The 20,290-nt window shown below is 68.4% G+C and carries 15 protein-coding genes and 4 pseudogenes; 9 read left to right on the top strand and 10 right to left on the bottom strand.

Annotated features, from left to right (window positions below):
- Nucleotides 1-197 precede the first annotated feature (197 nt).
- Nucleotides 198-665: a helix-turn-helix domain-containing protein gene (locus OG456_RS04045; protein WP_266557268.1), complete on the bottom strand. Its 468-nt coding sequence runs from the start codon at nt 663-665 to the stop codon at nt 198-200.
- A gap of 298 nt (nt 666-963) precedes the next feature.
- Between OG456_RS04045 and OG456_RS04040 the strand changes: the two genes are divergently transcribed.
- From OG456_RS04040 to OG456_RS04010, 7 genes and pseudogenes are all read left to right on the top strand, one after another.
- Nucleotides 964-1,389 (top strand): nuclear transport factor 2 family protein, encoded by a 426-nt coding sequence (locus OG456_RS04040; protein WP_266557266.1) that lies wholly within the window; start codon nt 964-966, stop codon nt 1,387-1,389.
- Nucleotides 1,390-1,710: 321 nt separating this feature from the next.
- Nucleotides 1,711-2,445 carry a flavin reductase family protein gene (locus OG456_RS04035; RefSeq protein WP_266557264.1) on the top strand — a complete coding sequence of 245 codons (735 nt, stop codon included), beginning with the start codon at nt 1,711-1,713 and terminating at the stop codon, nt 2,443-2,445.
- 149 nt (nt 2,446-2,594) lie between these two features.
- The gene (locus OG456_RS04030; RefSeq protein WP_266557262.1) at nt 2,595-2,996 is read left to right on the top strand and encodes a tautomerase family protein; all 402 of its coding nucleotides are present in this window, start codon (nt 2,595-2,597) and stop codon (nt 2,994-2,996) included.
- A 476-nt stretch (nt 2,997-3,472) separates the two neighbouring features.
- Nucleotides 3,473-4,660 carry an NADP-dependent malic enzyme gene (locus tag OG456_RS04025; protein ID WP_266557260.1) on the top strand — a complete coding sequence of 396 codons (1,188 nt, stop codon included), beginning with the start codon at nt 3,473-3,475 and terminating at the stop codon, nt 4,658-4,660.
- Between the two features lie 217 nt (nt 4,661-4,877).
- Entirely contained in the window at nt 4,878-6,086 is a 1,209-nt protein-coding gene (locus OG456_RS04020) for an alpha/beta fold hydrolase (protein WP_266557258.1), read from the top strand.
- A gap of 19 nt (nt 6,087-6,105) precedes the next feature.
- Nucleotides 6,106-7,005, top strand: a pseudogene (locus OG456_RS04015) (alpha/beta hydrolase); the annotation flags it as partial.
- A gap of 627 nt (nt 7,006-7,632) precedes the next feature.
- The gene (locus OG456_RS04010; protein ID WP_266557256.1) at nt 7,633-8,373 is read left to right on the top strand and encodes a hypothetical protein; all 741 of its coding nucleotides are present in this window, start codon (nt 7,633-7,635) and stop codon (nt 8,371-8,373) included.
- A gap of 245 nt (nt 8,374-8,618) precedes the next feature.
- Here the strand turns inward: OG456_RS04010 and OG456_RS04005 are convergent, their stop codons facing one another.
- The 6 genes and pseudogenes from OG456_RS04005 to istA form a co-directional block, all read right to left on the bottom strand.
- Complete coding sequence (locus tag OG456_RS04005) at nt 8,619-8,741, bottom strand: hypothetical protein (protein WP_266557254.1); 123 nt, start codon at nt 8,739-8,741, stop codon at nt 8,619-8,621.
- Nucleotides 8,742-8,841: 100 nt separating this feature from the next.
- Nucleotides 8,842-10,050 (bottom strand): cytochrome P450, encoded by a 1,209-nt coding sequence (locus OG456_RS04000; protein ID WP_266557252.1) that lies wholly within the window; start codon nt 10,048-10,050, stop codon nt 8,842-8,844.
- A 39-nt stretch (nt 10,051-10,089) separates the two neighbouring features.
- Nucleotides 10,090-11,709, bottom strand: a complete 1,620-nt coding sequence (locus OG456_RS03995) for an FAD-dependent oxidoreductase (RefSeq protein ID WP_266557250.1) — start codon at nt 11,707-11,709, stop codon at nt 10,090-10,092.
- An 875-nt stretch (nt 11,710-12,584) separates the two neighbouring features.
- The gene (locus OG456_RS03990) at nt 12,585-14,942 is read right to left on the bottom strand and encodes a SpoIIE family protein phosphatase (protein ID WP_266557248.1); all 2,358 of its coding nucleotides are present in this window, start codon (nt 14,940-14,942) and stop codon (nt 12,585-12,587) included.
- 421 nt (nt 14,943-15,363) lie between these two features.
- Entirely contained in the window at nt 15,364-15,735 is a 372-nt protein-coding gene (locus OG456_RS03985; RefSeq protein ID WP_266557246.1) for a hypothetical protein, read from the bottom strand.
- 362 nt (nt 15,736-16,097) lie between these two features.
- A pseudogene (istA, locus tag OG456_RS03980) lies at nt 16,098-16,862 on the bottom strand (IS21 family transposase); the annotation flags it as partial.
- 173 nt (nt 16,863-17,035) lie between these two features.
- Here istA and OG456_RS03975 point away from each other — a divergent pair.
- Nucleotides 17,036-17,471 (top strand): annotated as a pseudogene (locus tag OG456_RS03975) (serine/threonine-protein phosphatase); the annotation flags it as partial.
- A 30-nt stretch (nt 17,472-17,501) separates the two neighbouring features.
- Here OG456_RS03975 and OG456_RS03970 read toward each other — a convergent pair.
- Nucleotides 17,502-18,414: pseudogene (locus OG456_RS03970) on the bottom strand (integrase core domain-containing protein).
- On the opposite strand from OG456_RS03970, the gene OG456_RS03965 reads away from it, so the two are divergent.
- Nucleotides 18,391-18,597: a hypothetical protein gene (locus OG456_RS03965; protein ID WP_266569561.1), complete on the top strand. Its 207-nt coding sequence runs from the start codon at nt 18,391-18,393 to the stop codon at nt 18,595-18,597. The pseudogene OG456_RS03970 and the gene OG456_RS03965 sit on opposite strands and share 24 nt — an antisense overlap.
- 223 nt (nt 18,598-18,820) lie before the next feature.
- On the opposite strand, the gene OG456_RS03960 is transcribed toward OG456_RS03965, so the two are convergent.
- The gene (locus OG456_RS03960) at nt 18,821-19,846 is read right to left on the bottom strand and encodes an alcohol dehydrogenase (protein ID WP_266557244.1); all 1,026 of its coding nucleotides are present in this window, start codon (nt 19,844-19,846) and stop codon (nt 18,821-18,823) included.
- 2 nt (nt 19,847-19,848) lie between these two features.
- Nucleotides 19,849-20,253: an ester cyclase gene (locus OG456_RS03955; RefSeq protein WP_266557242.1), complete on the bottom strand. Its 405-nt coding sequence runs from the start codon at nt 20,251-20,253 to the stop codon at nt 19,849-19,851.
- Between the last annotated feature and the right edge of the window lie 37 nt (nt 20,254-20,290).

The following is a 20,290-nucleotide window of genomic DNA, read 5'->3' as shown; positions in this document are numbered from 1 at the left end:
GCATCGTCGCGGCGCTGCGCCCCCCTTGCCTCCCGGATCCGCGTCGACGGCAGCCCGTACCGAGCGTGACGCGACCGAACGCACGTGGCTGAGCGATAGGCCCACCAGGCCCGGACCCCGGCGGGAACGCCGAAGACGCCGGTCGCCCAACGCGGCACGGCTGGGATGCGGGAAGGCGGACGGGGGGCGGGCTGTCGTCAGGGGGACGTACTGACGGCGCCGGGGCCGGTGATCGGCTTCACCTCGGAGCCGGTGACCTTCTGCCCGCAGGAGCAGCGCAGTTCGACGTGCACCTCGCCGCCGCAGCCGACGTGGTCCAGCAGTGCCGGTGCGCCCTCCGGGCCGCCGAGGTGGGTGTCCCCGTACTGCAGGAGGGCGGCCAGAACCCACTGCAGGTCGTGGGCGGGTGACGTGAGGTGGTACTCCTGGCGGGCGCGCTGTCCGGCCTCCCTGTAACTACGGCGCTCCAGCAGGCCGGCGTCGACGAGCTGTCCCAGGCGTTCGGTCAGGACGCGACGTGAGATCCCGAGGTGGTCGGCAATCTCGTCGAAGCGGTGCAGCCCGGCGAAGACCTCGCGCAGGACGAGAAGGGTCCACCGCTCGCCGACCAGCCCCAAGGTCGCGGCGACGCTGCAATTTCCCAGATCAAGTTCACGCCACTCCATAGCGTCAGGATAACCCCAGGGTTTCCATCCAGAACCCAGCCCTTGACTTCCTGAGTTCCGAATGGAAACTTAGGTCACGGCGGACCGCTGACAGACACCACTGCGCCGCGGCCCCCGAAGCCCACCCGGTAGCTGCCCCAGCCCGGTCAGGCTCCCCGAACCGCCGTGCGGCCTCACGAGCCGATCGATCGGCCCGATCACTTGGCCTCCGGTCCCTCCGCACATCACCGGACGGGAGCCGGAGCGGGTGGAAACGTGTTCACCCAGCACCGCACTCAGCCATGAGCATGGAGGAAACATGTCGAGCAACCAGGCGATCGTTGATGCCTGCCACCGCGCCTACACCGGATTCGAAAAGAACGACTCGTCCGACCTGGTGGCTCTGATGTCGCCGGACGTGGTCTTCCACTTCCCCACCTCCCTGCCCTACGGCGGGACGTTCCACGGCCGGGACGGCTTCGTGGCCTTCTACAAGGACCTCTTCGACCACTACTACGAGTACTTCGACTACGACCTGTACACGGTGCTCGACGCCGGGTCGCACGTAGTGGTCCCCGTCCGGGCCCGCGCAAAGGCGAAGAACGGCCGCACCATGGAGAACGAGCACCTGCTGCTGTTCGCCGTGACCGACGGACTGATCACGGAGGCGCGCCTGTACGCCGACACCGCCAAGGGGCGCGACGTGCTCGAGGGCCTCGAGTTCTTCCCCTCCGCTGCCGACTGAGTCTCGGCCGGCACCGGGAATCCACTGGGAGCGCTGTTCCCTTCCGGTCGCCACCGGTAACTACATCCAGTCGCTCGCCAGTACACCGATGTACGCAGCCTCGTCATCAACGACGCGGCCCACCTTCCCCCATGGAAACCCCAGCCCGCACCGTGACCCTGATCGCGGAGCACTTCCTGGGCGACACCGAGACGGCGGACGGCTGACCAGCGCCGAGCCGTTCCGGGGCAGTAAGCAGCATCCGCCGCGCCGGGCTGACCGTGGCCCCGCTGCCCTCCCCAAGCCCCGCACCCCCCATACCTCCACCGGCGGAATCCCGCCGTGCACGCCCGAGAGGCCATCAACGTGATCATCAACAGCGACGAACTCGACGCGAGGTCCGCGTACAAACTCCTCATCGGGGCTGTCACGCCGCGCGCGATCGGCTGGGTGAGCACCCTGTCATCAGCCGGTGTCGCCAATCTGGCGCCGATCTCGTTCTTCACCGTGGTGAGCCGAATACCCCCGATCGTGTCCCTGACCGTGCAGCCGCGGGCGGACGGGACCTTGAAGGACACACTCATCAACATTCAGGACACGGGTGAGTTCGTCACCAACCTGGTCACGCTTCCGCAGGCCCACGAGATGCATCGCAGTGCGGTCGAGTTCGACAGCTCCCAGGACGAGTTCGACGAGGTCGGCCTGGCCAAAGAGGCCTGCGAAGTGGTGAAGGTGCCGCGCGTGAAGGACTCCCCGATCGCCATGGAATGCACGCTGGACCGGATCATCAAGGTCGGCGACGTCAACGACCACGTCATCTGGGGCAAGGTCGTGCGGTTCCACATCCGGGACGACGTCTACGCCCAGAACGGACGGATCGACACCGGGGCGATCCCGGCGATCGGCCGCCTCGCCGCCGAGTACACCCTGGCCGACAACGCGTTCGTCACGCCCCTGCCGGAGGACGTGCTGAGCGCGCGTCTGGGCAAGCGCAGCCACCGCCTCGACGAGCGCCCGGACGGGTGGTCGCCGGTGGACAGCGCCGAGTGGTCCCCCTCCGGAGCCACCAAGGCCTGACGGCACCGGCACCAACGCCGATCCGGCCGCACCCGCAGGCTCGCGCCGTGTGCCGCGGGTGGCCAGAGCGGCAGCGCCGTCCCCGGAGGCCCGGATCAGGCCTCCGAACGGTCGGACCCCGCGACACCGCACTCCCCGAAGGAGCCCCCATGCCGGTCTTCAACGCCCACATCCCCGCCAACCGCTTCTCGTCGCAGCAGAAGCGCGCGCTCGCCGACGCGCTCAACCAGTCGCTGGTGCAGGGGCTCGGCATCCCCGAGGGCGACCGCTTCATCATGATCAGCGAACACGGCGAGGACGAACTGTTCCTCGACCCGACGTTCATGGGAATGCAGCGCAGCGCCGAGGCCATGATCATCACGGTTCTCCTCGGGGCCCACCGGCCCCTGGAGGACAAGCGGGCGGTGACCGCGGCCATCAACAGGCTGGTCGTCGAGGCCCTCGGTGTCTCGCCCGACGACATCTTCATCGCCCTGATCCCGGTCCCGAACGAGAGCTTCTCGTTCGGAAGGGGCGAACTGCAACTGGCCGAAGAGGTTCCGCGCTGGTGAACCCCACGTCCTCGCCCGCCGTCCCGGGCTTGTCCGACGAAGACCAGGTCAGGCCGAGGACCAGGGCGGGCCGGGCACCGGCGCAGGTCGGGGAGCGGTGCCTGACGCGGGTGTACGGCCGTCGCCGCCGGAGTGTTCCGGTCACCGGTGCTGCCAGGGCGTTCCCGCATCGCCGCGAAGCGCCTCGCCATACGCCGGGAACCCGCCACGATCCGCCGGACGCACCCCGGACCGGGGATGCCGGCGCGACCCGTGCGTCGAGGGCCACCTCAGGAAACCACCAACCCACCGAAAGCCAGCGCCGACCTGACAGCGCCCGTGGCGACCATCCCCGGCCCGGCGGACGACGGCACTTTCGCCCGAAGCCACTCTTGCCCGGCGGCGCTCCGCACGGGATCACGGCACACGGCAACGTCGGCCGACCTCCCGCATCGTGCCGAGCGAACGGGCACGGCACGCCAGCAAAGGAATCAGTTGTGGAATCAGAAAGCGTCACGTCGGCGCAGACCCGCAGGTCCGGAGGACTCGACGAGCCCGTGTTCGCGCTCCACCGCGGGGGAAAGATGGCGATCACCCCGACGGTGCCGCTACGTGGCCCTGACGACCTCTCACTTGCATACACGCCCGGTGTCGCCGAGGTGTGCACAGCCATCGCCGAGCAGCCCGATCTCGTACACGACTACACCTGGGTCTCGCACACCGTCGCGGTGGTGACGGACGGCACCGCGGTGCTCGGCCTGGGCGACATCGGCCCGCAGGCGTCGCTGCCGGTCATGGAGGGCAAAGCGGTTCTGTTCAAGCAGTTCGGCGACGTGGACGCCGTGCCCATCGCGCTCGCCACCACGGACGTGGACGAGATCGTCGACACCGTCGCCCGCCTCGCACCATCCTTCGGCGGCATCAACCTGGAGGACATCTCCGCGCCCCGGTGCTTCGAGATCGAGCGCAAGCTCCAGGAGCGCCTCGACATCCCGGTCTTCCACGACGACCAGCACGGCACGGCTGTCGTCACCCTCGCGGCCCTGCGCAACGCCGCCCGTCTCACCGGGCGGAATCTCGACGACCTGCGCGCGGTCATATCGGGCGCGGGAGCGGCGGGCGTCGCGATCGCCAAGATCCTCGTGGAGGCAGGCATCGGCGATGTCGTGGTCACCGACACGGTCGGCGTCCTGCACTCCGGCCGTACCGGCCTGACCGACATCAAGCGGGACATCGCCGCGAACACGAACCGGACGGGACGGACCGGCACTCTGGAGGAGGCCCTGGCCGGCGCCGATGTCTTCATCGGTGTCTCCGGCGGCACGGTCCCCGAGACCGCGGTCGCCACCATGGCGGAGGGAGCATTCGTCTTCGCCATGGCAAACCCCACGCCCGAGATCCATCCCGATGTCGCCCACAAGTACGCGTCCGTCGTGGCGACCGGCCGCAGTGACTACCCGAACCAGATCAACAACGTCCTCGCCTTCCCCGGCATCTTCGCCGGCGCCCTGCGCGTCCGCGCCTCACGCATCGCGCCGGGCATGAAGATCGCCGCCGCGGACGCCCTGGCCTCCCTGATCGTCGACGAGCCGCGTCCCGACCACGTCATCCCGTCCCCCTTCGACCCTCGTGTCGCCCCCGTGGTCGCCGAGGCGGCCCGGCGCGACGGCGTGGCCCGGGTGTAGGCGGCGTACCACGCCCTCCCGTGATCCGAGGACAGCGCCGCGTCCTGCTCCTCGAACGCGTCGCCTCGCGAATCCGCAGGTCACGGGAGACATCTTGGCCACCGGATGCAGCGCTTGAACGCATGTCCAACCGAATACCCCCCTCGACTCCCCCCATCCAAAGCCAGGACTGGACCCCTTCCGGGGCGACGTCCGTTCCCGGACAGTAAGGACCTACATGAAGACGGAACGCGTCACCGACACCGACGTACGGTATCGGCGCAGTGGCGACGGAGACCTGGCCGTGGTGTTCGTCCACGGTTTCCTCGATGACCAGTACGCCTGGGACCGCCTGATCCCCCAACTCACCACACCCGGCATCGAGTGCGTCACACTCGACCTGGCCGGCTGCGGCGACCGCGACACGGCGGACGGCCCCTACGACTACGACCGGTTCGCCGACGAGGTGGGCGCGGTGGTCGACGCCCTCGGCAAGCCTTTCGTGATCGTCGGCCAGAGCATGGGTGCAGCCGTGGCCGAACTCGTCGCGGTCCAGCGGCCCGACCGGGTCCGCGGACTCATGCTGGTGACCCCGGTCTCCCTCGCGGGCGTACATCTGCCCGACGAGATGATCGAGCAGTTCCGCTCGCTGGGCGGCGACGCGGACGGGCAGCGGGGCGTACGCAATCAGCTGTCCGTGGCGTTCCCGGAGGCCGAGCTCGACCGGCTGGTGGCGACCGGCCGGCGTCTGCGTCCGGAAGTCGTCCGCGCCCTCGCCGACTGCTGGAACACCGGACACCCCCTCGGCGAACGGCCGAGTGCCTACCAAGGCCCGGTGCTCATCGTCCGCGGCGAGGGCGACGGGTTCGTCACCGAGGACATGGTCAACAATGCGATCGCGCCCCGATTCACCGACGTGACAGCGGTATCGGTGGCCGAGGCCGGGCACTGGGCCCACATCGAGCAGGCGGCCGACGTCGCCACCCGCCTCGACCGTCTCCTCGCCGAGGCCCTCGGTTCCGAGGGCGTCCCCGCCGCGAACACCCCGCGTCCACAGGGGTGGACGAACGCCTTCGCGCAGAAGTCCGCCGACGCGTTCGGTGAGGCGTTCACCGAGGACGTGGTCCTGGAGGCGAGCGTTTTGACCCGTCCGGTGGAAGGCCGCGACCAGGTGAAAAAGGTGATGGGCACGGCGAGCGTGATCTACGAGTCGCTCCGCTTCACTGAGGAGACCGTCGACGGTCCGCGAACATACCTGGCGTGGGAGGCCACCGCGTTCGGCGGTCTGCCGATCGAGGGCGTCACCATCCTGACCAAGAATGCGGACGGCCAGACCAACCGAGCCGCCATCCACCACCGGCCGCTGGGCGCCGTGCTCCGCTTCTCCGCGGAACTGCGTACCCGACTGGCCGGCGAGATCGACGCCGACTACTTCCACCAGGGCTGAAGGCCCTGCCTATTCAGAAGGTTGTTCCATGATTCAGCGCAAAGATGTCCAGTTCGAGGCCGACGGCGCGGTACAACTGCGTGGCTGGCTCTTCCTGCCGGACGGTCCGGGCCCGCATCCGGCGATCACCATGGCCCACGGCTACGCCGGGGTCAAGGAGCACGGTCTGGAGCCGTTCGCGCAGGCCTTCGCCGAGAACGGCTTCGTCGTCCTGGTCCATGACCACCGCGGCTTCGGGGGGAGTGACGGCGCGCAACAGGACGTCGACCCCTGGCGGCAGATCGCCGACTGGCGGCGGGCCATCTCCTTCCTGGAGAGCCTCCCCGAGGTCGATCCGGAGCGGATCGGTCTGTGGGGCACCAGCTACGCCGGCGGCCACGCGATCGTGCTGGGCGCGACCGACCGCCGGCTGCGGGCCGTGGTCTCCCAGGTGCCGACCATCAGCGGCTTCGACCAGGGCCGGCGCCGTGTCGTCCCCGAGGCGGTCGCGGCCCTGGAGGAGTCCTTCTCCGAGGACGAGCGCGCCCAGTTGCGCGGCGAGGCCCCCCGTACCCTGGCCATCGTCAGCAGCGACCCGGCGGTGCCCGCGTCCTACCGGACGCAGGAAGCCATCGACTTCTACCTCCAGCCCAAGCCCGACGGCGTGTGGGAGAACGAGGTCACGGTCCGCTCCACCCGGGCCGCGCGGATGTACGAGCCCGGAATCTGGGCCGACAGGGTCTCCCCCACACCGCTGCTGATGGTGGTCGCGCTCAACGACACCGTCACCGTGACCGACCTGGCCCTCGCGGCCTACGAGCGCGCGCTGGAGCCCAAGCGGCTGCGGACGATCCCGGGCGGCCACTTCGACCCCTACACCACCCAGTTCGACAAAGCGAGCAGCGCCGCCGTCGAGTGGTTCCGCGAGCACCTCGCCTGAGGGGCGCCCCGCACGCCGCGCCCGGCACGACCTGGCTGCCCACGCCGCGGGTGCCCCGCGTGTGAGCAGGTGAACCCCGCGCGCCGATGCCGAGGACACGGGTCGACCGGCGGATACTCGCTGTCCACCCCGGTACCACTGGGCTACCGCGTCCCCAGGATCAGTGTCCAGGTGCGTGACCAGCGAACCAGTGAGCCATGAGAGGGTCGCCCGGCTGATGAGGGCACCGCGGATCGCCTGGCTGCGGCTGCGTCGCAGACATCGCACCGCCGTCGCGGACCCTCCCGTGGCGATGGCCTCCGGAACTGGTGGGCCTCGAGTTCACCGCGATGGAGAGGAACACGACATGCACCCGCGTCATTACCTATCTTCCCGTGGGCAGCGAACAGTTCGACTCCTGGCCCTTGTGCTCGCGCGCCTCGCCTGCCTGGCCAGGTGCCTCGCCAGCCACATGCGGTCCGAGTTCGTCGTCGAAGCGCTCGCCGCCGCCGAGCGCACCCGCGCCGGCCCCGCCACGGCGACCACGCCGACCGATTACGGGGCACATTCAGCCTCGCGGGCCTTCACCGAACGCCGCTGGCGGGCCCGGCCGCCCCATCGACGCCCCTTTGGCCAGAGACGCCCGGCATGACCGAGCAGGAGATCGACATGAACACGTTGCTCGCAGAGGTTCTCGATGCCCATGGTGGCCTCGACCGCTGGAACGCACTCACCACAGTCCGCGCCACCGTCGTCAGCGGTGGCGACATGTTCGTCATCAAAGGGATGCCGCAGGACCCTACCCCCCGGGAGATGACCGTCTGGCTGCACAAGCAGCATGCCTCCGTGATGCCGTTCGGCGCTCCCGACCAGAAGACCGACTTCACGGCCGACAGAGTCGGCATCGAAAAAGTCGACGGCCGCATCGTGGCCGAACGCAACGAACCGCGGAAGTCGTTCACAGGGCACGGCCTCACCACCCCGTGGGACCCGCTGGATCGCGCCTACTTCAACGGATACGCGCTGTGGACGTACCTCACCACACCCTTCCTGCTGTCGATGCCAGGCTTCACCGTCACCGACATCGAACCGTGGCGGGAAGGAGACGAACTCTGGCGCGGCCTGCGCGCGACCTTCCCGCCCCACATCGCCAGCCACAGCACCCAACAGGACTTCTACTTCGGCCCCGACCATCTCCTGCGCCGGCATGACTATCACGTCGACATCGCGGGCGGGTTCGCCGCGGCACAGTACGTCTACGACACCGTTGAAGCGGACGGGATCCGCCTGCCCACCAAACGCCGGGCCTACCGAAGCGATGCGGACAACCGCCCGATCCTGGACCAGACAATGGTCTCCATCGATCTCAGCAACGCTCGGTTCACCTGATACCGGCCCTGTACGCGGCGCGTGCTGAGCGGGACCGGCGGCTCCGCGCGGGGTGCGGACGGACGGCAGTGGCCTGACCCACCGGGCGGGTTGACCACTAGATCGCCCCGGTCGGTCCAGTAGAGCCAGTCGCGTCCAGGTGCAGATCGATCGGCTCGGGCACCTTCGGGAGGGAACACGCTCAACCGGGCCGCGATCCCGGCAGCGGGAGTCCGGGGGAGCCTCCGCAGATCCTGGCGCGCGGCTTAGCCGAGGCGATCGGGCTGGCTGTCGACTCTGCCGCCGGCATCGCCTACGTGGCCGATCTGGGCGGACACATCCGTGCCGTCCCGCTGCCCGGCGGCCCGGCGGAAGAGCAGGGGGCTCATGACATCACGTCCCTGCCCCATCCGCTCACGGGGATGCAGGTCTCAGCAGCCGCTGAACGCTCGGCACCGCCCTGCCTCCCTTTGAGAGCTTCTGCTGCATTTAGGGCGTGACCCCCTCGATCGCCACCGGAAGGTGGCGGGGGCCGCGGAGCACGGCGTTGGCGCGGTAGGGCGGCGGGTCCTCGAGCAGCCGGGAGAACTTGACCCGGCGGAACAGTTCGGGCACGGCCAGATGGAGTTCTATGCGGGCGAGAGGGGCGCCGAAGCAGTAGTGGATGCCGGTGTAGAAGCCCAGGTGCTCGTTGTCCTTGCGGTCGGGATCGAACCGGTCGGGGTCCGTGAAGCGCCGGGGGTCGCGGTTGGCCGCGGCCAGCATGAGCCAGACCGGGGAGCCCTTGGGGATCGTGGTGCCGGCGACGTCGATGTCGGCCAGGGCGGTGATCCATGGGACGAACTGGACCGGGGGCTCGTACCGCAGCACTTCCTCGATGATCGGGACGGCCAGCTCCGGGTCCTTCTGGAACCGCTCGAGGATGTCGGGGTGGCGCAGCAAGGTGAGGGTCGTGTTGGTGATCGCGTTGACGGTGGTCTCGTGGCCGGCGACCAGGAGCAGCACCGCGGTGGCTTCCAGGTCTGCCGGTTTCATGTCGGGGGCGAGCGCGCTGAGGATTCCGGGGCCTGGGTGGCGGCGTTTGGTCTCGATCAGGTCGGTCAGGTAGGCGCCCAGCTCCTGGCGTGCCTGCTGTGCCTTTTCCGGGCCGCCGTCGTCGCCGGAGTGGGGGTCGACGGACGACGCCAGGGCATCGGCCCAGGAGTGGAAGAGCGGTTCGTCCTCGCGTGGCACGCCCAGGACCTTGCAGATGGCGGTGACGGGAAGGGGGTAGGCAAAGTCCTCGACGATGTCGACCTGGTCCTTGCCTTCGAAGGCGTCGAGCAGCTCGGTGACGACCTTGGCCAGCTCTCCGCGCAGGCCGTCGAGGAATCTGGGGCTGTGCGGGGGACCGAACGGCCGGTTGATCGTGTCGCGCAGCCGGTCGTGCACGGGCGGGTCGGTGAAGATGAAGCTGGGCGGCAGGCCACTCTCCGCCGCTGGTTGCCCGGGGCGGCCATGGCCGGCTGGGCGGTTGCTCGTGTCGTTGCTCAACCGCGGGTCGTTGGCTAGGCTCCGCACCTCGTAGTAGGTGCTGACCACGTAGGTGCCGTCGTCCTCCCGCCTGACCGGAGTCTTGCGCAGCTCCGCGTAGAGCGGGTACGGATCGGCCCGATTGGCGTAGTCGGTGATCTGAGCGACGATGCTGCCGGACGTCATGGTGACTCCTGAGGGCTCCGGGCTGTACAGGGCCGGTGATCAGGCATGCGACGGAACGAACGCGACGCGCCGCTCGCTCGGCGAGTGACCCGTCAGCGTGACCGTGGCCCCATGGGTGGGCAGATGGGGGTCGGGGAAGGCCGGGTCGATCGGATGCAGCGTCTCGGTCCGGCGGTCGACCGCGCGGTACTCCGGCGGGAACGGGGCGCCGGACGCGATCTGCTGCTCGTAGAACCCCAGCCACTTGGCTCCGTCGAAGGCGGCCGCGGCGATGATGCGGCCGCGGTACCCGTACACCGCGACGAACCGCTCCTCGGCGAGCGCCCCCTGGGCGACGACCAGCTGGTCGCCCAGCGTGGGAACGCCCACCGACTTGATGTTGACACCGAACTGGGTGGACCAGAACATCGGCAGCCACAGGTGCGGACGGCGATCCGGACCAGCACAGATCATGTTGTGGGCGGCGATCTCGGCCTGTTCGACCGCGTTACCCCAGTGCTCCAGCGCCAGGAACTGGTAGTCGAACAGCGGGTGGGGGCTGCGTGCGACATCACCGGCGGCGTAGATGTCGTCGGTGACGATGCCGTTGACGTCGAACACCCGGCACCCTGCGTCGCACGCGATGCCCCGGGGACCCGCGGCCACTCCCGAGCCGGCGAGCCATTCCGTGTTCCGCATGGCCCCGAGCGAGACGACCGCCACCTCCACGTCGATCACCGCACCGTCCGACAGATGGGCGCGCTTGAGCCGTCCCACATCGTCGCCTTCGAGGGCGGTGACGCTGACCCCACAGCGCAGGTCGACTCCGTGCTTGCGCTGTAGCCGATCCGCGACCGCGCCAATCACTCCGCCGAGCGCGCCCACCAGCGGCGCCGGGCCGCGCTCGGCGACCGTGACCTCGAGGCCGAGCTCCCGGCAGGCGGAGGCGACCTCAGAGCCCGTGAAACCGGCGCCGATCACCAGCACCCGGGACACACCCCCGGTCAGCTTCCGTAGGAGGCGGGCGGAGTCGTCGCGGGTACGCAGCACGAACACCCCGTCCAGCGCGGCCTCTTCCGGGTGGAACCAAGGCCGCGCTCTGGTCCCAGTGGTGATCAGCAGGCGGTCGTAGGAGACGGTGTCGCCGTTCGTCAGGCGTACCTGCTTGGCGTCCCGGTCCAGGCCCTCGGCGGCGACGCCCAGACGCCACTCGGCATCGATGTCCCGCCGCCGCGGAAGCGCGGTGTCCTCAGGCCGTGCCCGCCCGAGCAGTGCCTGCTTGGACAGCGGCGGCCGGTCATAGGGCTCGTACCGCTCGTCGCCGATCATGGTCAGCGATCCGGTGAAGCCCTGCTCGCGCAAGGTCTCCGCCGCGCGCAGACCGGCCAGCGAGGCACCGACCACGACAATGCGGCCCTCGCGCCGCAGGACCTCGACGTCCGTGTCAGCCGACATGGGGCTCCACCCGCTTCGTCGGCTCGTCGGCTCGTCGGAGTAGTCGACGAGGATGGCCTGGACCGGGCAGGCGGCAGCAGCCTTCTCCACCCGGTCACGCTGTGCCTCGTCGAAGCGAGGGGAGAACAGCAGCGCCTCTTCCCCGTGCAGAGCGAAGACGTCCGGGGCGAGGAAGACGCACTGCGCGAACCCCTGGCACCGGTTGAGATCGACGACAAGCCTCATTGGAATCGCTCCCTGCACGGGCCGCGGTAACCGAGCCCCGCAGCCGTCTGCGCTCGGTCCATGTGGTTTGTAGGCACGCCTCATCACCAGGTTCAGCCCTACGTCCGGGTCTCGCAAGGGGACGAGGCGCTGGAAGACCAGGGCTCGCTCGAGGCGCCGATCGACCGATCCCACCCGGGGAAGAGCGAAGCGGACCTCGCCGGCTGCGTGTCTAACCGTGTGACAACGCCGACGTACATCGGCGAACAGACACGGACGTCTGCAGACCATCGGCGCTGGTAAGCGGCGTACCAGCCCAAGGCCAGGTACCCACCCCAAGTTGCTTCGGGACGAAGAGGTTGTGGTCTCAATGGTGGTCTCAAAGCCGCCGATGAACTCCTGCCGCAGCACGACACCCCGCTCGGCTTCTTCCCTGCGATGCGCGAACGCTTCCCGGACCGTCGCCTGGGGACGCTCACCCTGTGGTCCAGCTCCCGGGCACTCATCAACGCGCGCCAGGACCCCGACAACGCGGTCCGCCACATGCTCGAAGGCATGGGTGAAGGTCTACCAGCCCTGACAGTCATGCCGATGCCTCATGCATATGGATGAACAGCACTCTTATGTGATCGCAGTGATCAAATCCGCGGGCTCAAGGTTCCTCGCCGGGCGAGCCGAATTGTGCGGTGTTGGCTGCCCGCTGGAGTGAGCAAGGGCGTGTCGTGCCCGGGCAGGTGGACCGGGATTGGGTCAAGCTGGCAGGCAGCTGCCCGTGGCCCAGCCAATGACCAGCGTGGTGCGGCCGCCCCACCCGACCCGCTGTACCGGCCGGCAGCCTCGAGGCCCCCCGGTCACCCGAGGCCGCCGGACGGGCCGGTCAGAACCCCAGGGCTCTCTCACCCGGGGTGTGGTGTCGCCGTGGGAAGCGACTGTTCCGTCCAGACGGTCTTGCCGTCGGACGTGTACCGCACACCCCAGTTCTGGGCCAGTTGGGCGACGATGAACAGGCCGCGTCCGCCTTCGTCAATGGTCCGCGCATGCCGCAGGCGCGGCGTGGTGGGGCTGGTGTCGTGGACCTCGCAGGTGAGGAAGCGGTCCTTGATCAGTCGCAGGCTCAGCGGTGCGCTGCCGTAACGGACGGCATTGGTGACCAGTTCGCTGACGATCAGCTCGGTCGCATAGCCCACCTCCTCGTCCACGCCCCAGTCGGTGAGTCGCCTGTGAGCGTGGATGCGTGCCGTGCCTGCGGCTGTGGGGTCTTGATCCAGCGGCCAGGTGGCGACGTGATCGGCGGGGAAGGTGTGGGTGCGGGCGAGCAGGAGGATGGCGTCGCCGGGGTCGGTGTTGCCCTTCAGGCGATAGAGAACCTCGTCGCACAGTTCCTGCAGCGACCGGTCAGGTGCCCATGCCTCAAGAGCCTGGAGGAGAGCGTCCGGGGTAGGTGCGAGCACGGACGTGGGCGTGGACGCAGGAAGGATGGCAGGGGTACCGAGGGCGAGGACGTCGCCTTCGGAGAGGGTGACGCAGGTGGTGGCGAAGGGTGGTCCCTCGGCGCTGCCCAGCATGGGTCCGCCGCAGCTGGAGTCGACCTGTTCGGTCGAGCCGTCGGAGTGGGCGATCACGGGCGGAGGCTGGCCGGCGCGGGCGATGGTGCAAGCGCGGGCCAAGGGGTCGTAGACCGCATACAGACAATGCGCGGCGAGCTCTTGGCGGCGCATTGGGTCGCCGGGTGGGCGAGCGGCACGTTCCTGGGCGAGGAACAGGGTGGCGTCGTTGAGTCGCGCGAGCAGTTCGTCGGGCTCCAGGTCGAACGCGGCCAGTGAGTGGAGGACCGTCCGTAGCTGCCCCATGGTCGTGGCGGCGTGGAGGCCCTGCCCGTTGACATCACCGACTACGAGGGCGGTGCGGGCACCGGGCAGGGCGAAGGTGTCGTACCAGCCGCCTCCGCCCTGGTCGCCGAGCGCCACGAGATGGGCGGTTTCGACTGCGGTCTGTGAGCTGGGGTGTGCCGGCAGCAGGCCGCGCTGGAGGGCCACGGCGATGGTGTGTTCACGGGTGTAGCGCCGCGCGATGTCGATGCTCAAAGCGGTATGAGCAGCCAGATCCAGGGTGAGCTGTACATCGTCCTCGGTGTACGGATCGGTCTCATCGGTGCGGTACAGGCTCAGCAGCCCGAGGACCGTCCCTCTCAATACCAGGGGCGCGGCGAGGAGTACCCGGGCACCCGATGCGCGGATGGCGTGTGCACGCGCGGGGTCGGCTGCGAACCACGGCGCGTCGGAATCCAGAACGACGAGGCGCGGCTCGAGATCGGTCAAGGCCTGCGCATAAGGCGTCGGATACGTCACGCTGCGCACGTCCCCGACCGGATGCGCCGGGGCTTGGCGAGCACCGCCACCGCGCGCAGCGACACGGCGGAGGGGCACGTCCCGCCCCAGGGGGCCCAGCGGGGGTTCCTCCTCCCCGCGTGCCACGGAGTCCACCACCTCCACCACGGCGACATCGGCGAAGCTCGGCACCAGGCAGTCCACCAGGTCCTGGCAGGTGGTCACCAGGTCCAGGCTGTGGCCGACCCGGTCGCGCACAGTCCGGAGGACACCGACGCGGCGGCGAACCTTCTCACGGGCAGTGACATCGAGGGCCACCGCCAGTACTCCCAGGACGTGCCCGTCCGGATCATCCAGGCGGAATGCCGAAACCGAGAACACGTATTCAGGCCCCGGCGCATGCTTGGGGCGCACGCGCACCAGGGGCTCGCGGGCGGGCGCGCCGCTCTCCAGTACGGTGCGGAGCAGGTTCTCGGTTCCGGCCGGGTCCGACAGGTTGTACACGTCGGTGAGGCGACGGCCCACGAGCTGTTCGGGAGACTCGTCGCCCAGGATCGGTGTGGTGAAAGTGGCTCGCACAATGCGCAAGTGCTGGTCCAGGACGTGCAGGCCCATGAGCGACTGAGCAGAGAGCGCGCCCAGCACAGCCGCACCGACCGCCGAGGGGATGGGCGAGTCCGTCCGCGCCTGGAACACCGCCCAGTCCACCGAGTCATCAGCGCGTAGCAGCGGCCGTACCCGTAGCTCCAAGCCCGACGCGGCACCGTTCCCCCGCAGCTGCGAGACCACACGGAGGGCGGAGGCTGACCCCGTTCGGCTCACCACACGGGCCACCGGTTGCCCCACCACCTCGGTCGCGGTGCGCCCCAGCAACTCCTCCGCCTCACGGCTCCACTGCACCACTGTCCCGCCGCCACTGACTACCATCAGGGGAGCCTCGCGCGTCACAGGCCTTCACCTCCACTCCCAGCCTCCTCCTGGTTGCCACCCTGTGCCTCCGCTGTTGGAAGGGCGCGCGGAGCAGCCTGGGAAACGCGGTCGTTGATCACGGAGCCGATCTCGACGCCCTGGGAACAGCTGGGGATGCACCCGCCGGGCGCCGATCGGGGTGGAGGGTGGCCGCAACTGTGCGGCCTCTCTAGCAGGGCGTCGAGGCTCTTTCCACCAGGGTGCCTCTCGAATCGGGTCACGTCCTCCGCGCCCCAGATGTGCACCACCGCTGCTTGCCCGCGGATACGCCCTCGACGATCATCCAGCGGCACAACCTTTACAGCCATACCCGAAGCCCCCGGCCCTCCGATCCTACGAACGACCAGAGCAGGCCCACGTCAAGAAGGTAGGACAACCCTTAGGGCAGCACCTCGTCCGCGCTCTTCGGCTCGACTTGGGGCTGGTGGTTGTACGCCCGACGGACCTTGGCCGACGCGGTGTAGATCTGCCGTACCTGCATGATCTCGCCCAGCGGCCTGTGTTCGGCCGTGACCCGCCACTGGTTGAAGGCAAGTCGGATTCCGAAGCTCTGCTCAGCGAGCGGAAGTTTTTTCAACCTGCGGTGATAGCGGTCATGCACTCGGTCAGAGAAGCGGGCGCAGTCCGGACACTTCGGCCGGCCTCTCGCCACCACCTCGACCATGTTGAACGCGACCGTCACCGCCTCGACGTCCACGTCGTCGATCCCGTCGAACACGAGCGAGTCCCAGAGAGGCGCGTCGGTCCGCATGACCAGCACGATCACCGCCCATAGTCGACCACGACAGCGACGACTATGAACTTGACGGGGCGTCATGTATGGCTGCGAGGCGGTATGGCATACGCGGGCTCACGCGGGCCTGTCCCCTCACAATCGAACACCGAGGTGACGCTCCGCAACGGCTTCCCAAGATCTGTGCCAGAACCCGCTCTCACCGACAAAGGCAACAGTTTGCCCGCAGCTTTGACAGCCGGGTCTGCCACCAGGCCGTGATGAGCGCCGAGATGAGCGCCGAAAGGAAGAGGACATGACCGCCTCGTACGAAACCATCAGCACCAGGTTGGACGACAATGTCCTGTCCGCCACCTTCAACGCCCCGCCGATCAACCTCATGCGGTCAGCTGGGCATTGAAGTCGTCGGGTCCAGTGAAGGTGCGGCCGGGCAGGAAGCTGGTCTCCAGGTAGCCATTCGCCCTCTCCACCAGCCCTTTTGCCTCTGGATCGCGGGGCCTGCAGAGGTAGATCTTGGTTGCGAGCAGGCCGGCGAACGCGGCGAAGTCGCCGGTCACCCTGCCGCGGCCGATGCCGGCCTCGTTGTCCCAGACCAGCATCCGCGGGACCGCGTTCCAGCCGGTCAGAAGCTTCCAGTGCCCGTCGATCAGGTCGCCGGTGGTGCGGGTGGGCAGCATTCGTGCGGAGATGATGCGCGAGTAGCCCGAGACCATCACGAGCACCGGCGGGCGGCCGGACTGCCCGTAACCGAGCGGGATGTCGAGGGGTGGGAACCACAGGTCGCACTGGGCCAGCTCGCCAGGCTGATAGGTCGTGCGCGAGACCGGATCGACGGGCAGATAGGCGGGTCGCAGCTCGCGCACGCGCTCCTTGAGGACCGTCATGCCCCGGTCCCAGCCGATCCGCTCGGCGATCACCGTCGCCGGCATGGTCGGGGTCTGCTTCAAAAGCTCCCGGATCTGCGGTTCGACCGCGTCGACCGCCGAGCCCTTCGACGGCCGGGAGTAGACCGGCGGCCGGTTGGTGGCCAACGCCCGCTTCACGGTGTTCTTCGAGATGCCCAGCTGCCGGGCGATCGCCCGGATCGGCATCTGCTCGGCCCGGTGCAGCCTGCGAATCTCTGCCCAGTCCTCCACGGAAATCACCCTCTTCTCCTGACCTTCGATCAAGATCAGGTTGGTCAGAAGACCACGAAGTGGGTCAGTTTTGATCCGCCGTCAGAGGGTCACGATTCACCCGTCGCCGACACATGGCTGATTCAGCGGGCGGAGCAGGTGACGGCTGTGACAGAGCCATGGCGCGCAGGTACTGATGGACGATGCGTCTTAAGCGGGAGTTTCGTCGGTCGTGGCAGCCGCGCCATGCGTTGCTGGCGCTTCCGCTCTGCCTGATCGCGGTCGTTACGGTGGTCGACACCCTGGCACCGCCCGACGTGCACCTTGGCCCGTTGCTGGTCGCCGCCCCGGCCGTCACGGCCGCTATCGGTGGTGCCCGGCTCGTGGCGGCTGTCGGCGCCCTCGCGGTAGATAGTGGCGCAGCTGGTGATCGGCGTGGCACGCCCTGGGTGGCCGCTCACGCTCAACCACGAGATGCAGATCCTCTCCCTGGCCATCGTCACTGCGGTCATCGCGACCTTCTGCTATCTGCGCGAGCGTCGGCAGCGGGAACTGGCGCAGGTACGTTCGGTCTCCGAGGCGGCGCAGCGTGTCGTGCTGCGTCCTCTTCCCTCTCGCCTTGGCCCGCTGAAAGTGGCCTGTGGGTGCCGAAAAGGTCTTCCGAGCTGGTCAGGCTGCATGGTGGTATTCGTGGAGCGTTCCGCTGAGGCGGTCGCGTCTGCGTATGTTCAGGTGGGCGATCTGGCCCGGATTGGTGACCGGCTCGGGGTGTGAGCGTAGAGGTGATGCTTGGCCGAGTGCACGATGCGGGCGGTGGTTGTTGTAGTGGTCTTCGAACTCTCGGAGGGCGCAGAGGAGATGGTGCGGGTTCCAGATCAGTGTGCGGTCGAGTAGTTCGCGGCGGCAGGTGCGTACCCAACGTTCCATGATCGCGTTCATCCGGGGCATGCGGATGCCGGTGAGCACCACTTTGATTCCGGTATCCGCGAGGATCGCGTCGAACAGTCGGGGATACATGCCGTCCCGGTCCCGGATCAGGAATCGCGCATGATGACCGGCGTCCTCCAGGTCTATGACGAGGTTTCGTGCGGCTTGCGTGACCCAGGCGGCGGTCGGGTGCGCGGTGGCGCCCAGGATCCGGATCCGGCGACTGGCGTGCTCGATCACCGCGAGCACATGCAGCCGGGTACCGGTAAGCGTGACGGTCTCGAAGAAGTCGCACGCGAGGAGAGCATCTGCCTGTGTGTGCAGGAAGTCAGCCCAGGTTGTGGTGGAGCGCTGCGGAGCCGGATCGATTCCGGCGGCGCGCAGGATCTCCCAGACGGTGGAAGCCGCGATCTTGATGCCGAGCATGGCGAGTTCGCCGTGGATCCGTCGGTAACCCCAGTTCGGGTTCTCTTTCGCGAAGCGCAATACCAGTTGCCGGATGGAGCGCACGGTTCTTGGCCGGCCGGTGCGCTTAAGGGCGTGAGCGGGCTGCGTGCCGACACTTTGTCAGGTCGCGGTGCCGGCGCAGCACCGTGTCCGGCCGAACCAGCAGCCGCAGCCTGCTCAGGGCATGTCTGGGCAGACGATGGAGCAGGGCGGCGAGGAACGCACGGTCCTCGGGAGCGAAGTTCGGTCGGGCTGTACCGAGCTGCCGTTCAAGGACTGCGAGCTGGTGCCGCAGAGCGAGGATCTCCACGTCCTTGTCCCGATCGCTCAACGGCAACAGCCGCAGCGCGGCGAAAGAGTTCGTGACCGCCAGATAGGCCAGGCGCAGTAACACGATCGAACATCATGCCGGAGCTGAGCTGGCGGGAACGGTCGATCAGCCCTCCGGCACCCGATTGTCCAGCCAGGCCCTTTCACCAGCGCGGATGGACTTATCGGCACGCACAACACCCCCGCTTCAGGAAAATCTTGCCAGGGCCAGCTCAGGCCGTACGCCGACACGAGTACCGACGTGCCGCCTAAACCGGCCGGATGTTTCATCGGCACCCGCAGCGTCAGCCCACGGTGAGCACCATCCGGAAGCGGGCCTTGCCGGCGAGCATCTTCTGGTAGGCCTCATCCGCACGGTCCAGTGGCACGGTCTCGGTCATCGGTCGGATGCCGTGCAGGGCGCTGAACGCCATGGTGTCCTCGACGTCCTGCGAGGTGCCGGCCGGGTGGCCGCGGACGATGTAGCCGCTCATGAGCAGCTGGGCCGGGCTGATGCCAAGCGGCTCGGTGTCCGCGCCGATAACCACGAGCTCCCCGCGGGGGGCCAGGCCGTCCACGGTGGCCGTGATGGCTGCGGAGTTCCCGGCGGTGGCCAGGACGACCTTGGCGCCGCCGAGGGACTGCAGGGCTTCGGCGACCGGGGTGTCGGAGGTGCTGTCGACGTAGTGATGGGCGCCGAGTTGTTTGGCGAAGTCGGCCTTCTCGGCACCGCGTGCGATAGCCACGGTCTCGAAGCCCATCGCGATCGCGTACTGCACCCCAAGGTGTCCGAGGCCGCCGAGTCCGAGCACCGCGATGAGATCGCCGGGCCGGGCGGAGCTGCGCCGCAGCCCGTTGAAGACGGTCACGCCCGCGCAGGCCATCGGCCCCGCGTCGCTCGCCGACACCGCGTCGGGGATCCGGGCCAGCGCGTCGACGGGCGCGATCACCTTCTCGGCGAATCCTCCGTCGTATGCCCATCCGGGGACCTTCAGATTCCGGCAGACGATGAAGTCGCCCTCCCGGCAGGATTTGCAGTGGCCACAGCTGCCGCCGAACCAGCCGACCGCGACCCGGTCACCGACCTGCCATCCACGGTCCTGAGCGCCTTCGCCCAGTTCCTCGATGCGCCCGGCGATCTCATGCCCGGGTACCTCGGGGAACGACACCCCTGGTAGTCCAGCGCTCACGAAAAGTGCGTCGGAGTGGCAGACACCGCATGCCTCCACGGCGATTCTGACCTGGCCGGAACCCGGCTGTGCCACCTCTCGCTCGGCGAGTTCGAACGTGCCGTTGGGTTCGTTCACCTGCGCGACTCGGTAGGTACTCATTGTCAGCGCTCCTCGGGGAAGTTGTCTCCGTACATCGGTAGGCCGCTCAGGGATTGTTTTCGGGAGGCTTCCTCCTCGATCACATCCCAGTGCTCCGCCAGGATGCCGTCCTCCATGCGGAGGAAGTCTGCGGCGATCCACGGGGCGGGCTGCACGTGCCCCGAGAAGCGCCCGCGCACCATGACCGTGTCCCCTTCCGCCATGATCAGCTCGCATTCGTGCTTCAGCTCCGCGGGGAGGCTCTTGACCAGATTGAAGAGACCCTCCCGGCCGGGCTCGATGTGAGCGCTGTGCTGGATGTAGTCGGGGGACCAGAACCGCTCGGCAGTGGCGTAGTCCCGCTTGTTGAACAGAGCGTCGAAAGCTTCACGGACGATGGCCTTGTTCCTGTCTTCGACGGTGCTCATGAGGTAATCACCTTCTGTCTGCCGCTTGCAGAAATGG

It is taken from the genome of Streptomyces sp. NBC_01446 (assembly GCF_026340095.1).
Lineage (GTDB): Bacteria > Actinomycetota > Actinomycetes > Streptomycetales > Streptomycetaceae > Streptomyces > Streptomyces aureus.
The sequence above is the reverse complement of the archived record's forward strand: the minus strand, read 5'-3'. Positions and strand labels throughout refer to the sequence as shown.